General features: G+C 37.0%; 12 protein-coding genes. 4 read left to right on the top strand and 8 right to left on the bottom strand.

Annotated features, from left to right (window positions below; all coding sequences use genetic code 11):
* The first annotated feature begins 257 nt into the window (after positions 1 to 257).
* On the top strand, positions 258 to 3,632 hold the full coding sequence (locus tag FLUTA_RS00690) for a T9SS type A sorting domain-containing protein (protein ID WP_013684924.1): 3,375 nt from the start codon (positions 258 to 260) through the stop codon (positions 3,630 to 3,632).
* Positions 3,633 to 3,824: 192 nt separating this feature from the next.
* The gene (locus FLUTA_RS00685) at positions 3,825 to 4,079 is read left to right on the top strand and encodes a hypothetical protein (protein ID WP_013684923.1); all 255 of its coding nucleotides are present in this window, start codon (positions 3,825 to 3,827) and stop codon (positions 4,077 to 4,079) included.
* A gap of 68 nt (positions 4,080 to 4,147) precedes the next feature.
* On the opposite strand, the gene FLUTA_RS00680 is transcribed toward FLUTA_RS00685, so the two are convergent.
* The 7 genes from FLUTA_RS00680 to FLUTA_RS00650 form a co-directional block, all read right to left on the bottom strand.
* Positions 4,148 to 5,761, bottom strand: coding sequence for a T9SS type A sorting domain-containing protein (locus tag FLUTA_RS00680; RefSeq protein ID WP_148235365.1), 1,614 nt, complete (start codon positions 5,759 to 5,761; stop codon positions 4,148 to 4,150).
* Between the two features lie 507 nt (positions 5,762 to 6,268).
* Complete coding sequence (locus tag FLUTA_RS00675; RefSeq protein ID WP_013684921.1) at positions 6,269 to 7,705, bottom strand: TolC family protein; 1,437 nt, start codon at positions 7,703 to 7,705, stop codon at positions 6,269 to 6,271.
* Positions 7,695 to 10,904 carry an efflux RND transporter permease subunit gene (locus FLUTA_RS00670; protein ID WP_013684920.1) on the bottom strand — a complete coding sequence of 1,070 codons (3,210 nt, stop codon included), beginning with the start codon at positions 10,902 to 10,904 and terminating at the stop codon, positions 7,695 to 7,697. The genes FLUTA_RS00675 and FLUTA_RS00670 overlap by 11 nt, the downstream gene beginning before the upstream one ends.
* Positions 10,905 to 10,928: 24 nt before the next feature.
* Entirely contained in the window at positions 10,929 to 12,011 is a 1,083-nt protein-coding gene (locus tag FLUTA_RS00665; protein ID WP_013684919.1) for an efflux RND transporter periplasmic adaptor subunit, read from the bottom strand.
* 161 nt (positions 12,012 to 12,172) lie between these two features.
* Positions 12,173 to 12,592: a hypothetical protein gene (locus FLUTA_RS00660; protein ID WP_013684918.1), complete on the bottom strand. Its 420-nt coding sequence runs from the start codon at positions 12,590 to 12,592 to the stop codon at positions 12,173 to 12,175.
* A 135-nt stretch (positions 12,593 to 12,727) separates the two neighbouring features.
* Positions 12,728 to 12,949 (bottom strand): DUF2795 domain-containing protein, encoded by a 222-nt coding sequence (locus tag FLUTA_RS00655; RefSeq protein ID WP_013684917.1) that lies wholly within the window; start codon positions 12,947 to 12,949, stop codon positions 12,728 to 12,730.
* A gap of 113 nt (positions 12,950 to 13,062) precedes the next feature.
* Positions 13,063 to 13,614, bottom strand: a complete 552-nt coding sequence (locus tag FLUTA_RS00650; protein ID WP_013684916.1) for a cob(I)yrinic acid a,c-diamide adenosyltransferase — start codon at positions 13,612 to 13,614, stop codon at positions 13,063 to 13,065.
* 93 nt (positions 13,615 to 13,707) lie between these two features.
* On the opposite strand from FLUTA_RS00650, the gene FLUTA_RS00645 reads away from it, so the two are divergent.
* Positions 13,708 to 14,544 (top strand): hypothetical protein, encoded by an 837-nt coding sequence (locus FLUTA_RS00645; protein WP_013684915.1) that lies wholly within the window; start codon positions 13,708 to 13,710, stop codon positions 14,542 to 14,544.
* Between the two features lies 1 nt (position 14,545).
* Positions 14,546 to 14,905, top strand: a complete 360-nt coding sequence (locus FLUTA_RS00640) for a cytochrome c class I (protein ID WP_013684914.1) — start codon at positions 14,546 to 14,548, stop codon at positions 14,903 to 14,905.
* Between the two features lie 75 nt (positions 14,906 to 14,980).
* On the opposite strand, the gene FLUTA_RS00635 is transcribed toward FLUTA_RS00640, so the two are convergent.
* Positions 14,981 to 15,667 carry an O-methyltransferase gene (locus tag FLUTA_RS00635; RefSeq protein ID WP_169312043.1) on the bottom strand — a complete coding sequence of 229 codons (687 nt, stop codon included), beginning with the start codon at positions 15,665 to 15,667 and terminating at the stop codon, positions 14,981 to 14,983.
* Between the last annotated feature and the right edge of the window lies 1 nt (position 15,668).

Genomic DNA, 15,668 nt, shown 5'->3' with positions numbered 1-15,668 from the left:
ATGACTATTCCCATGAAAAATCCGCTGAGAATACGGCTCGTAAGTATTTTAAGAATACTTCATTACTAGTTCGTGTCACATTTTGAATAGTGTGATCCAGCACGCTTATTAATTTCCTGAAAAATTAAAAATCTGTTAATCAGTTAGTTTTGAAATCATCTTTTTGCGCTTGTGAAATTGTCCCGTTTTGTCCCGTCAAAAAAGTCTTTGAGGCCTGTTGAAATGCCTAATTTTGACCAAAGTTTAATAAGAATTCAATGAAATTAGTAGTATTAACATGCCTTTTTACCATCTCTTTTATGGTATCATGGGGACAAACATTAACCCCTGTTTCACTAGAGCAATTAGTGAATACAGATATTCCCACCAGTCAATTTAATAGCCAAATAGCTGCAGATCCTAGCGGTGGTTATGTGATTATTTGGACAACTGCTGAAACTTCTGGAACTATCATGGCTAGAAGATACGATAGTTCTCATAGCCCAATTACTTCAGAATTAACAATTAATACAGATAATTCAAAGTCGATCAATATTGAATATTGGAAAAACGGTAAGTATATTATTTCATTCATTGAGACATCTGGCCCCACATTGAAATTTTTGATTTTGGATGAGTTGAATGTGGTGAGTGCTGAAACAACCGTTCCAGGATCACTATTAAAATATGACCTATCTCCAAAGGGTGATTCTCTGTCATTCCTATATAGTAAATCTTCGAATAATCAGTTGTATTTGCGCGGATACAATCTTTCAACAAATAATTGGATTAATACAGAGGTTTTAGTTTCTGAAATTACAGGATCTTCGGCTTCTTATGACGAGCCAAATATCGTTTATCATCCAAACGGACGAATGACAGCAATTTATCATTTGTATATCAATACATCTGGCTGTTGTACGTTTGATCGTAGAGTGATGCGTAAAACATTCAGTAGTTCTTATTTGGCTGAAGCACCAGAATATGCGTTATGGTCAACTGGTTCAGAATACAATGTTGGTAACGATTTGGATGCTAGTGGGAACAATAATGGAGAAGTTATCGTTACAACAACACACGGTACAACGAGTTCACAACGATACATGCGATTATGGATTTTAGCAAATACTGGTTCAGCAATTGTCAATAATGCGGTATTACTTCCCGTAGTAACCACCAACGATTGGTACGATTATATTGAAGGACATTTGTATGATAATGGAGATTTTTTAATCTCTAAGTCTATTCGAACAGGAAGTTATACGAATCCTAATGACAATGAGGCATATGTTATTTATGGATCCAATTACAATGCAAGCAACAGCGGACTTTTACGAATGAATAGTACATTAGCTGGCGAGCAGGAATATGTGAGCGTAGCTAAATTGCCAAATGGAGGATTTGTTGGATGTTGGTCTGGAAATGGATTCCAAGGTGATGCCAGAGGAATTTACTCTAGAGCATACAATGCAGTAGCTTTTCCATCAGTTTCTTTCAGTAATGCAGGAACTTATGTGGTGAACGAAACAGGAACTACAATAACTATTGGAGTGGCTTTGGCAACTCAACCAACGGCGAACGTTACTGTAAATTTAAGTTCGTCAGATTTAACGGAAGGGACAATTAGTACGAATCAATTAACCTTTACGACTTCGAATTGGAATGTACCACAAAATGTTATAGTTACGGGTGTTGATGATACTGCTGATGATGGAGATATCACGTTTAATTTGGTAGCCTCTACTACTGGGAGTGCCGATGCAACTTATGCTGGATTAGCAGATAAGAATCAGGCAATTGTAAACAAAGACAATGATGCAATAATGACTATGCCTTCAGCTCAGAGTTTTTGTAAATCAACTGGAATGAGTGGTGTAAATGCGATTATTACAAATGTTGGTTCAGTAATTACTGCGGTTACTGCTTCAAGTAATGATCAGAATGTGGTCGATAATTCAGATATTTCAATTACCAATCTTGGAAGTGGGACATACGGTGTCAGCATTTCTAATTTAGGAAATAATACCACGGGAACCGCTCAGATTACGTTGACCGCAAATGATGGTCAGTTTAACTATTCGGGAACATTTAATGTAACAACAACTGGAGTTAATTTGGTGATTAATGCTTCTTCAAACGCGATTTGTTTGGGGCAAAGTGTAACATTGACGGCTTCTGGTGGACAAAATATTTCTTGGAATAATGGTGTTTCGAATGGTGTCGCATTTACTCCTGGAAATACTGCTACATATACTGTTACAGCGGATAACGGATCTGGATGTTCGGCTACAGCAAGCCAAATTGTTACAGTAGCTTCGGCTCCTGCGGTACCAACCATTACTAGTAGTGGATCAACAGCAATTTGTGGAACAGGGTCTGTTACCTTGACTTCTTCGGCAGTATCTGGAAATTCCTGGTCAAATGGGTCTACCAATCAAAGTATAACAGTTTCTACGGCTGGAACTTATACTGTTACCCATTCAACAGGAGGAGCGTGTTCTGCAACTTCAACACCAGTAAACGTAACGGTAGGTTCCGTTCCAAATGCACCAATTATCACACCAAACGGACCAACAACATTTTGTGCTGGTGGTTCAGTTATTTTAACTTCTTCTCAGGCAATAGGCAATACTTGGTCAACAAGTGCGAACGCTCAAAGTATCAATGTTACATCAACGAATACATATATGTTGACTTACACTGATGGAAATGGGTGCGTTTCTCCAGCGACTAGTATTTTGGTAACTGTTCAATCTGCACCAAATGTTTCTGCAGGAGTCGACCAAACCGTGTGTGAAGGTACGATGGTTACTTTATTTGGTTCTGGTGCTGCATCTTATGTATGGACAGGCGGAGTTACGAATGGTACAAGCTTTCCAATTTCGAATCAAACGACTTTTGAAGTAACAGGAACTGGAAGCAACGGTTGTACAGCAACAGATCAGGTAACTATTTTTGTAAATAATACTCCAAATGTTAGTGCTGGACCAAATTTGAATATTTGTAATGGTGAGTCAATTACATTGAATGGTTCAGGTGCTGCAACATATGATTGGGATAATGGAGTTACGAATGGTGTTTCTTTTATACCAACTTTAGGAACAACTACTTATACTGTTACAGGAACAAGTGTTGGAGGCTGCGAAGCAGAAGATCAAATGACAGTAACGGTGAATCAACTACCTAATGTTACTATTTCAAATATTCCAGCCTTCTGTCTTTCAGATGGAGCGGCAGCCTTAAACCAAGGTTCTCCATCAGGTGGAACATATAGTGGAACAGGAATTAACGGAACTATTTTTACTCCTGCAACTGCTGGATTAGGAATTCATCCAGTAACTTATACCTATTCTGATTTGAATGGTTGTGAGAAGACTGCTTCATCAACAATTACCGTTGATATTTGTTTAGGTGTTGAAGAGTTAGCGGCAAATCAATTGGTTGTTTATCCGAATCCAACAATTGGTTTAACAACTATTGAGCTCCCAGGAGAGTTTCAATATTCCCTATTGGATGCACAAGGAAGAATTGTATTACAAGTTTCTGCTAGTGATTCAAGCAAGGTTGATTTAACTGCGTTTAGCGATGGTGTTTATCAATTGCTTATCCAATCGAAGAACGAAAAGTATACCCTTCGAATAGTGAAGAATTAAAAGATTATTGCTAGTCCTTTTTCATAACGTTTCTTTTTGTATATCGCTATTTCAGGACTAGACAATATAAATTTTCAGAAAGGCTCGATTCATTGAAATCGGGCCTTTTTGGTTATTCACAATCGAATCGAGCTTTTAACAAAGACTTAACTTGTTGATTTCAACAGCTATGTTTATTGTAAAATAAGGCATATGTTTTTTGATTTAGAAGAGGCTAAAAATAGGTTAAATGTGATTGGAATGAATAAAAACTCAAAATGGGTTATTTCCGTGGATGGTTTCAGGTCTGAAGTTTTAAACACTCATTTTGAAGTTAGATTATCGATGAAGCCTTTTTCATTTTTAATAGAAGAGGAGAATGATGATATTGATTTACAATATTGGAATGATAATATACATGAACTTAAGTTTGATTTAGAAAGATTCCAGAGAATGTTAGAAAACTAAAAAAGCATCCGCCCATAGGACGAATGCTTTAAACTATTTCTTTAAATAGTTGATTAAAAATCAATTGCTTATTCCTTTATCACTTTCGCATTGTATACTTGATTGCTATTCGTAACTGTAATGAAATACAATCCCGATTGATACTCTGATAAGTCAAAATTAAACAAAACTTGCTCGGTTATTGCTTTATCATAAATGACAACACCTGCACTGTTTGAAATTCGAACTTGATTCTCGTTTTCTAAATCTGAAAGATTAATGGATATTGTTCCTGTTGTAGGATTTGGATAAACGTTTAATTGTACCAAAGTCCCCATTTCTGGATTCTCTATTCCTAAGTATGGAGATACAGTAGTGTTTAGGTATACTTTCCAATAAGGAACATTTCCTGCTCCCAACCAAACTACTCCTGAAGCATTATTTTGAGCATCTACCATATCAGGTTTACGATCTCCATTCATATCTACAATAGTGTAATTGGCGCCGTTTACTTGATCCAAGTCATCTACGTATGTCTCCACTACAGGAATTGTCCAACTTTGAGCTGTTGTACTGAATGCACTACCGCTGTTTGGATATACTTTCCAATAAGGAACACTTCCAGTTCCTAACCAAACAACGCCTGAGCTATTGTCTTGAGCGTCTACTAAATCAAGGGTTCCATCTCCATTCATATCAAGTAAACTGTAATTTTGCCCGCTTATTTGATCCAATTCTTCTGCATAGTTTTCCATGGTAGGAATTGTCCAGTTCTGTGCTGTTGTGCTAAATGAAGTTCCATTATTTAGATACACTTTCCAATATCCTAAACCTCCAGTTCCTAACCAAACTACTCCTGAGTTATTGTCCTGAGCATCTACTAAATCTGGTTTTCCATCACCGTTGATATCAACTAAACTATAATTTTGCCCGCTTATTTGATCCAATTCTTCTGCATAGCTTTCCATGGTCGGAATTGTCCAGTTTTGTGCTGTTGTGCTAAATGAAGATCCATTATTTAGATACACTTTCCAATATCCTAAACCTCCAGTTCCTAACCAAACTACTCCTGAGTTATTGTCCTGAGCATCTACTAAATCTGGTTTTCCATCTCCGTTGATATCAACTAAGCTATAATTTAGTCCATTTACTTGATCCAATTCTTCTGCATAGCTTTCCATGGTCGGAATTGTCCAGTTTTGTGCTGTTGTGCTAAATGAAGTTCCATTATTTAGATATACTTTCCAATATCCTAAACCTCCAGTTCCTAACCAAACTACTCCTGAGTTATTGTCCTGAGCATCTACCAAATCTGGTTTTCCGTCTCCATTGATATCTACCAAAGAGTAACTGCCTGCGTTTACCGTATTTAATCCATTAGCATAGTTTTCTAATAATGGAATCGGCCAATTCTGAGCTGTGGTACTGAAAGATGAGCCATTTCCTAAATATACTTTCCAGTATGGGCTATTCCCATTCAACCAAACATCATAAGTTACATTGTCTTGTGCATCAACTAAATCAGGAAATCCATCTCCGTTGATATCGACAAGACTATAGTTGCCTCCATTCACTTGATCAATGTCATCTGCATATTGAGCCAAAGTAGGTACTGTCCAGTTTTGTGCTGTCATGTTGAATTGCGCTTGTGCATTCATGCCTAGAAATGTAGTCAAGGCGATTAAGTGTAGCTTTTTTTTCATAAAATAGGTTTGTTCCGATTGAATCGGTGATTTTACGCTAAAGATAAGTTGATTTTCTGAAATCAAAACAACTGTAAAATTAGGTGGAAACAATGAGCGGGGGAAGATTTATTGGGTGAATTGCACGAAAAACATTCTTTCTTGTAACTCCTCATATTTGTGTTTATGATGCTGTAATTGAGTTTTATTTGTGTTTTCCAGATGCAAACGAAGGCTTTTTTCATACTAAGAAGTCCAACTGGCTTCTTTGTCAATATTATTTCAAAAAATGGATTTTTCCAACGCTAATCAATTTGATTGGATGTAAATCGTTGATAATCAGTAGTATTTTTCAGGATGTTTCTTGCAGATATAAATTCATTTATTTTTGATCATTAAAAAACGAGTGAAAAGGATCTTAACCCCCAATTCAATTAATAGCATAGAGTTAACTAAAATACTTAAACGAAAAAGCATTCGCCAATGACGAATGCTTTTCTTGTTGATTTATTCTATATTTTTTTGAGATTACCTCCATCCACCTCCCAATGATTGGTACATACTTACCATATTGGAAAGTTGTTCTTGCTTGATTTCTACTAAATCAAATTTCGCTTCGATGGCATCTCTTTGGGTCATTAAGACCTCCATATAATCTGCTTTTGCGGATTTAAACAAATTCGTTGAGATGGTAATGGATTGTGTCAATGCGTCTACTTGCTGTTGTTTCAAATCATAACTGTTTTTCAAGTTGTCAATTTTTGACATCCGATTGACTACTTCTATGTAAGCATTCAAGATCGTTTTTTCGTAACTGTAAACCGTTTGTATTTGTTTTGCTTTTGCCGAAAAATACTTCGCCTTTAAGGCATTTCGGTTAATTAGTGGAGCAACTAAATCCCCCGCAATGTTGTAAAGTAACGATTGAGGCGAATTGATCAAGTATTTCACGTTGAACGCCTGATATCCAACCCCAGCAGTAATTCGCAAAGAAGGGTAGAAGTTCGCTCTTGCCACTTTCACATCTAGTTTTGAAGCCACAAGATTCAATTCTGCTTGACGAATATCGGGACGATTTTCTAACAGTTGAGAAGGAATTCCTGAGTAAATCGTATCGGGAACCATTTGTTGGAATGCAGTTGAATTTCGGATAACGGGTTGCGGAAAGCGACCTACTAAAAAGTTTACTCTATTTTCTGCTTCAACGATTTGTTGGCGTAAATAAAATAGATGACTTTGATTTTTGTAGACTTCTGCTTCAAACTTTTTGACAGCTAATTCGGTCACTTCACCTGCGATTTTTTGCATTTTGACTATTTCTAGTGCATTTTTTTGGATTTCCAAGTTTTGCGTCAAGATCATGAGCTTATTATCGTAAGCCATCAATTCATAGTAAGATTCGGAGATTTCGGCCACCAAATTTGTAACCATAAAGTTTTTCCCTTCAACAGTTCCTAGATACCGCGAAGCAGCAGCATCTCTACCATTTCGCAATTTCCGCCAAATATCAATTTCCCAAGAAGCATTGAAGCCAACCATGAAATTTCCAAGTGGCTCAGGAAAAGCTTTTCCATCTTTGATTGGTAGGTTTTCTTCTACAGCCCCATCTCTTGTATAGCGTCCTACTTTGTCAAGGCCAGCTCCAACAGCGAGGCCAGCTGAAGGCAAATATTCTCCTTTTTTAGCTCTAACTTCTGCTTTCGCAACATTGATTTCTTGCATGATGATATTCAACTCCTGATTGTTTTTTAGAGCGGTATCAATTAATGCAATCAGGTTTTGATCCCTGAAAAAATCTTTCCAATGTACTTTTGAAGTATTGGTTGAATCCTGCGAGCCTTGATAACTCGCAGGGGTAAATCTATTTTCAGTCTTGTTAGCTATTTTCAAACTTTTACAAGCTGATACAGCTACTGCTAATGAAGCAATAAGTAGCCAGCTACTGATTTTATTTTTAGTGCTCATTGTCTGGAGTTTCATCTGTTGTTGGAAAATTGTCTATTGCATGCACCAAGTCTTCTGTTAAGGAACTATCCTCCTCATTTTTAATCAGTTTTCTACCTGCTGCAAGTGATCCAAATATGTAGTACAAACCTGGAATAATGATTACTCCGAAAATGGTTCCGAAGAGCATTCCACCAAGTGCACAGGCTCCAATAGTTCTATTACCAATTGCTCCTGGACCTGTTGCGATAACTAATGGAATTAATCCCGCGATGAATGCAAAAGAGGTCATTAAAATTGGACGGAAACGTACTTTTGCACCTTCAATTGCAGCTTCTAAAACAGTAGAACCTTCGTGGTGTTTCTGCATGGCGAATTCTACAATCAAAACGGCATTTTTACCGAGCAGTCCGACGAGCATGACGAGCCCTACCTGAGCATAAATGTTGTTTTCCAATCCCATTATTTGAAGCAAAAAGAATGATCCGAAAATTCCTGCAGGAAGAGAGAATATAACTGCTAGAGGAATAATGAAACTTTCGTATTGAGCCGCTAATACAAAATATACGAAAATCAACACGACGATGAAAATATACAATGCTTCATTTCCACGCATTACTTCATCCTTGGAAAGTCCTCCCCAGTCAATATCATAACCTCTTGGCAAGTTTTGCTTCGCAACTTCTTGCGCTGCTTTAATTGCTTCACCACTACTGAACCCTTTCGCTGCAGAACCTCTAATGGAAGCTGTTGTGTACATATTGTAACGGTTGATTTCATTTGCTCCCTGTGATTTAACAATCTTCATAAAGGCAGAAAAAGGAACCATTTCACCACGGTCGTTTTTGACATACAACTTCATAATGTCTTCTGGAAGCCGTCTGTATTCTGGAGAAGCTTGAACGAATACTTTGAAGAAACGTTGGTATTTAATGAAACCTAATTCGTAGGTACTACCAATCAAAATGGATAGCGTGTTCATCGCATTTCCGATAGAAACTCCTTTTTGCATCGCCAAATCGTTGTTGATTTGAAGTTCGTACTGCGGATAATTTGCGCTATAGAAGGTGAATAAACCCGTGATTTCTTTTCGTTTGCGTAATGCATTCATGAACTCGGTATTTACCCGTTCCAATTCCAAATAATCACCAGTGTTTGTTTTATCCAATAATTGTAGGGAAAAACCTCCCGCTGCACCATATCCTGGAACTGCTGGCGGATCGAAGAATTCAATCGTTGCGCCTGGAATGACTTTTGCTTTTTCTTCCAGTTCGTAAATGATTTCCTGTACGTTGTGCTTTCTTTCGGACCATGGATCCAAGTTAATCAAACAAGTACCAGCATTAGAACCGCGACCTTCCGTCAATACCTCGTAACCAGCCAAGGCGGAAACCGATTTGATACCAGGTACTTTTTCAGCAATTGCCTGTAGTTTTCTGGCGATATCATTTGTTCTTTCAAGTGTTGATCCTGGAGGGGTTTGAATAATGGCGTAAATCATTCCTTGATCTTCACTTGGAATAAATCCAGAAGGTAATTTCTGGCTCAATCCAAAAATCCCTAAACCAAAACCAAGTAGGATGATGAATGTGACTAGTTTTCTATTCACAATTCGATTTAAAAGACCAACATATCTTCCTGTCAATTTTTCAAAACCTCTGTTAAACCAATCTAAGAAACGATTAATTGGTGTCTTTTTTCGAGGCTTACCATGATTGTTTTTCAATAACATGGCGCAAAGAACTGGAGTAAGGGTTAATGCAACCAAACCAGATAACACAATCGAAGTTGCCATGGTGATTGCAAACTGGCGGTAGAAAATACCAACCGGACCTGTCATAAACGCTACAGGAACGAAAACAGCAGTCATCAATAAGGTAATTGCAATGACGGCACCACTGATTTCTTTGAGTACTTTTTTTACGGCCATGTAAGGTGAAAGATGTTCTTCTTCCATCTTGGCATGGACCGCCTCGACGACGACTATTGCATCATCGACCACAATTCCAATTGCCAATACCAATGCGAATAAAGTAATCAAGTTGATTGTTAAACCGAATAATTGCATGAACATAAATGCTCCAATCAGGGAAACGGGAACGGCAATTGTTGGAATAAGGGTAGAGCGTAAGTCTCCAAGGAAAAGGAAAACAACCAATGCCACTAAGATAAAAGCTTCACCAAGCGTGTGGATGACTTTTTCAATCGAAGCATCTAAGAAATTAGAAACGTCATAACTAATTTCGTATTCCATTCCTGGAGGAAAAGATGTTTTTTTCAACTCTTCTAGTTTCTCTTTTACACGCTCGATGACTTCCGTTGCATTACTTCCATACGTTTGTTTTAATACAATTGCGGCGGAAGGATATTCATCTTTATTGGAATAAATATCGTAGTACTCACTTCCCAGTTCGACTTCTGCAACGTCTTTTAAACGTAGAATTTCGCCTTCTGGATTTGATCGAATAATGACATTTTTATATTCATCTGCCTCATTGAAACGGCCTTTGTACGTCAATACGTATTCCAGTGCCTCTGCACGTTTTCCGTCACTTCTTCCAATACGTCCTGGTGAACCAATCACACTTTGTGAATTGAGTGCTTCCATAATTTCATCAGTAGAAATATTGTAAGCTCGCATACGATCTGGTTTCAACCAAATACGCATCGCATATTGGCGACTCCCTAAGATACTTGCCTGACCAATTCCATTGATACGTTGCAATTCAGGAATCATATTTACCCCAGCAACGTTGAAAATGAATTTCATGTCAGCCTTTGGATCCTTGCTGTATAAGTTGACATACATCAACATACTTGGCATGATTCGGTTTACGATTACTCCTTCTCGCTGAACCAAAACAGGTAAACGATTTAAGACTTGAGCAATTCGTGTGTTTACTTGAACCAAAGCCTGATCGGGATCAGTACCCAAGTTGAAAACGATTTGGATATTTGCTTCACCAGCACTTGTCGCATCGGAAGTCATGTATTTCATTCCAGGAACACCATTTACAGCTTGTTCCAATGGAATGAGCACGGATTCGGTCAATACTTTTGCACTCGCTCCCGGATAAGAAGCTCTAACAATAACAGTCGGAGGAGCAATTTCGGGGAATTGTGATGTTGACAAACCACTAATTGCAAGTACACCCATGAAAATGATAACCAATGATAGCACAATTGCTAAAACAGGTCTATGTATGAATTTATTAAACATAATCTGATTGAATTAGAAGGTGAATTACTCGGTGTAAACTTTCAGATTAGAAATTACGGAATTAGGTTCTTGGTACTTGTAAGTAATTTTGTCTCCATCTTTTACTTTACGAATACCTTCCAGAAGGATTTTCTCTTCAGGTTTCAATCCGCCTTTGATTACGTATAAATCAGGCATTTCAGAACGAATTTGAATTTCTCGCGTATGGACAACACTGTTTTTATCTACAACAAAGACATATTTCTTTTCAAGAATTTCATACGTTGCTTTTTGAGGAATAATTAATGCGTGTTTCAATGGAACCACCATTTGAATACTTCCAGTTTCACCATGTCTCAACAATCCTTTTGGATTCGGAAATGTAGCTCTAAAGGCGATATTTCCTGTTTCATTATTGAAATCAGCTTCAATGGTTTCAACCACCCCAGGATTTTCATAAAGTTCGTTGTTAGCCATCAATAAGCGTACATTTTTCATGTTGTCACTTTGATCCACGGTTTTGAAATTTAAATATTCAGCTTCTGGAACATTGAAGTAAACCCATAACTTACTATTGTCAGAAAGTGTTGTTAATAAATCACCTTCATCAACAAGACTACCTAATCGCACTTGGAAACGGTCCATAATGCCATCAAATGGGGCTTTGATTTGGGTAAACCCTAAGCGAACTTGAGATAGAGATAATTCAGCTTTTGCTTTATCATATTTGGCTCTAACTAATGCAAGTTGGTTTTTTGAAATGATGTTGCTGTCAGCTAGTAATTTAGCATTCAAATATTCTGTTTTTGCAAAGTCTGCCTCTGCTTGAGATTTGTGCATTTCAGCTTCATACATCATAGGCATAATTTGGAACATGATTTGTCCTTTTTTCACCATTTGACCTTCGTCTACGAATATTTTTTGCAAGTATCCTTTTTCTAAGGCTCTGATTTCAATATGTTGAATAGCATGAATTTGACTCACGTAATCTTTGATGATTGTGGTGTCTTTCATCAATGGACTAGTGACTAATAATTTGCTTAACACTTCTTTTTCTTCTTTTTTATCTTGGCAACTTGTGTTGATTAGGGAAACACACAGGCCCATGAGAATGAGAACTCTCTTCATAATAATTGTTTTTAAAAACGATTCGTTTTTGATGTAAAATTGTGTTTTGGATTTTTTTGATCCAGCAATAGTTTTCCTAAATGTACAATTGTTTTTAAACAGTTAGTTATCAATTGATAGGAAAAAATAGAATGAGACAATGGATAATTTGTCTGCTGGATCTATATTCTAAAAACTTGGAATACGACATGTCTTTTAGTGGAAACACTAAAAGAAGAATGCTCATAGAATAAAGAATTGCTTTTGGAATTTCCATAGAGGTAATCGAGCGATTGATCTATTGGAATTCCTGCAAAGTAAAGATTACTGACTAAGTGTTTTTGAGATGCGAAATCTTCAGTTTCTTCTTCAATGTTTTCGAAGACAAATTCTGTTTCTTCACTTGGAAAGGAAGAGTTGTTGTCAATTGAAGAGTTTGATTTGTAATTTTTAACAACAAAATGACTGTGTTCAGGTTGTTGTTTATGGATGAGGTTAGAAGTTGAATGAGTTTGGTTGATTGGATTTGTAGTTAACTGTCCTGCTCCAAAAACTTGAAGTACGCACAAAATTTGAAAAAATCCGATAAGCAAACTTTTCATAGGACAAAACTAATCGAGACTTGGGTTACTACCAAATTTGGTGGTGTTAAATATTGGTTAATTCAATGATCCCTTTTGATAGGACATAAAAAAAGGCTCTCAATTTGAGAACCTTTTGATTGAATTAATTTCTAATTAATATTCGTCTTCGTTAAATAAGAAGTCATCCTTAGACGGATAATCAGGCCAAATTTCTTCGATGCTTTCATACACATCGCCTTCGTCTTCTAAATCTTGTAAGTTCTCAACTACTTCTAATGGTGCACCTGCACGAATAGCGAAGTCAATTAACTCGTCCTTTGTTGCCGGCCAAGGTGCGTCTTCTAAGTACGATGCTAGTTCTAATGTCCAGTACATGTTTTGTAAAATTGTTGTTTAATTGCGCAAAAATAATCTTATTCTAAAAAAAACCAAGTGTTTTATTGCTGTTTTAAAAAAAACTTTTGATTTTATTTTTTAACACTTGATTTTCAGTGTGTTCTTGGTTTCCAAGGAGTCTCAATAGCATTCAATTCGTGAGCCAATTTTCGAGATAGTACGAATAGGTAATCACTTAATCGATTCATGTATGCGCTAATCAGGGGACTAACAGTTTCCGATTCACTTAATTGTGATACCAATCGTTCCGCCCTTCTACAAATGCAACGTGCGATATGGCATTGAGATACAATTGCATTTCCTCCAGGAAGTACGAAAAATTTCATCGGAGGAAGTTCAGTCTCCATTCCATCAATGTGATTCTCTAAAAAAGTAATATCACTTTCAAAGAGTTCAGGCAAAGTCATTTTCGATTTAACAGGATCTGCTGCTAACTGTGATCCAATCGTAAATAAACGATCTTGAATCTCAATCAAAATAAGACTCTTCGATTCCTCGTTTATTAAGTCACGAAGTAATCCAATATAACTATTCAGTTCGTCAACAGTTCCGTAACTTTCTATTCGAATGTGGTGTTTTGGAAGTCTTGTTCCTCCAATTAAACCGGTAGTTCCACCGTCTCCTTTTTTCGTGTAAACTTTCATTCTTTAAAAGTAATTATTTTCTAAAACGAAATTTTGAAGAATAAGAAAGATTTGTCGATTTATTGTACATTTGGTAGAACAAAAACATTAACTATGAAATTCATTTTATCCTTGGCGGTATTATTCGCTATTCAAATGACTTCTGTTTCATTTGGTCAATTAACACAGAAAAATGATGTGATTCTGAAAACTTCAGGTGATGAGCTGACAGGTAAGATTCAGGAAATTGGAGATACCGAGATCAAGTTTGTTTATGCAGGAGAAACACTGGTTTATTCCATTAAAAAGTCAGATATTGCGAAGATTACCTTTGCTAGCGGGCGCATAGAGATGTTCAATTCTCCAAAGTCAAATTCCGCAAAAGCAGATTCCATTGCCAAATCGGGTTTAGAAGCTCATCAAAATAAAATAGCCATATTGCCTTTTAGTTACTTGGTAAATAAGCAAGATGCTGGCCAGGAAATGACTTACAAAGTTCAAAATGAAGTCTTCAATATTATGAATCAACATTCGGGCTATATGACTGTTCAGCCAACATCTACCACAAACGCGTTGTTGTTGAAGGCAGGGATAACCGGTGCGAATGTCCGCAGTTTTACAATGGGAGAAATTTGTAATGTCTTGGGCGTAGAATATGTTATTCAAGGGACAATTACGCAAGATTTAACATCCGTTAGTAGCAGTACTAGTGGTTCTACAACCTATAATACAAAAGGAAATACTTCTTCCAATAGATCGGTAGGAACGGTGAGTGGAGCATCTTCTTCTTACAGTTCACAGAATTACACGACAAATGTTACAATGGCAATTTATACTGACAAAGGAGAAACTATTTTCTCGCAAGATCATCAATCCTTTTGGAGCTCAGATGATGCATACAAGACTACATTGAATTATTTATTGAAAAGAACACCAATTTATCAAAAGTAAGATGAAAAAAAGCCTATTAGCAATCGGTTTCATAGCAATTTTAGTTGCTTGTGGAACAGCAAAAAATTCAACAGCTAAAGTGGAGGCTATGCCTTCTCAATCTGATGTAGATAGAGTTGCATCTAAATTCCCAGGATATACCCTAGAGGAATTGAATGATGGAAAGAAATTATTCGAAGCAAATTGCGCCCTTTGTCATCGTTTGAAAAAACCAACTTCCGAACCAGAGTCTGAGTGGAAAACAATTGTTCCAAGAATGGTGGTGAAAGTCAATAAAAAGTTGGGTAGCACCGTTGTTGACGCAAGTGGAGAAGAGAAAATACTTCGTTATTTGATTACGATGGGATCTGTTCCTAAATAAAAAATGGTTGGCGAAATGCCTATAAAAAACAGAGGGTCGCGATTAATCGCGACCCTCTGTTTTTACAAATAGATCTTAAAAAAATCGATTCTTAAAAATCTTCGGACGAATAGTAAAATGTTCTTTTGTTTGCTCATCTCGTCGCCAAAGAATTCCCATACGACCTAAATCAATTGACACATGAAAACGGTCGTCATTCACCAATTGATTCCAGCAATTCCACATACCATCACTCCAACGAATATCGTCCAAAATAAAGGCCGTATTGTGATCTGTATGTTGGAATAGCATATCAATATATCTTAATGTGGCTTCTCCGGAATGATTTCCATCCAAGAAAATAAGATCGTAGGTTCCTCCAATGCAGGGAAGCTTTACAAACTCATCAAAGGAAGCGCAGATTGTTGTAATTCCAGTCAGGTTCCATGTGTCAAATTGTTGGGATGCTTTCAATAAAATACGGTCGCAACCCTCAACAGTTATTAGATGTGAATTGGGATTTCCTGATTTTAAATGAATGGAGCCAGTTCCAATGGAAGTTCCAAGCTCCAATAAGAGTTTCGGTTGATAGTGATGTGCTATTTTCCAAAGAATTTCACCATATATCCCAGCACTACTTGCTTTTTTAGCTAACTCAGAAACTGATCTGGTTTTCCCCATTTGCTTCGATCCAGCTCCTAAGTCGGTGATTTTAAATTGTTCGCGGTCCTTTTTGGCTTTCTGCAACCAATTTTTTCTTGAATTGAGAAAATTTTTATCCACT

Source organism: Fluviicola taffensis DSM 16823 (assembly GCF_000194605.1).
GTDB classification, from domain to species: Bacteria; Bacteroidota; Bacteroidia; order Flavobacteriales_D; family Crocinitomicaceae; genus Fluviicola; species Fluviicola taffensis.
Note: the sequence above shows the minus strand (reverse complement) of the source record. Positions and strands in the feature narration are given on the sequence as shown.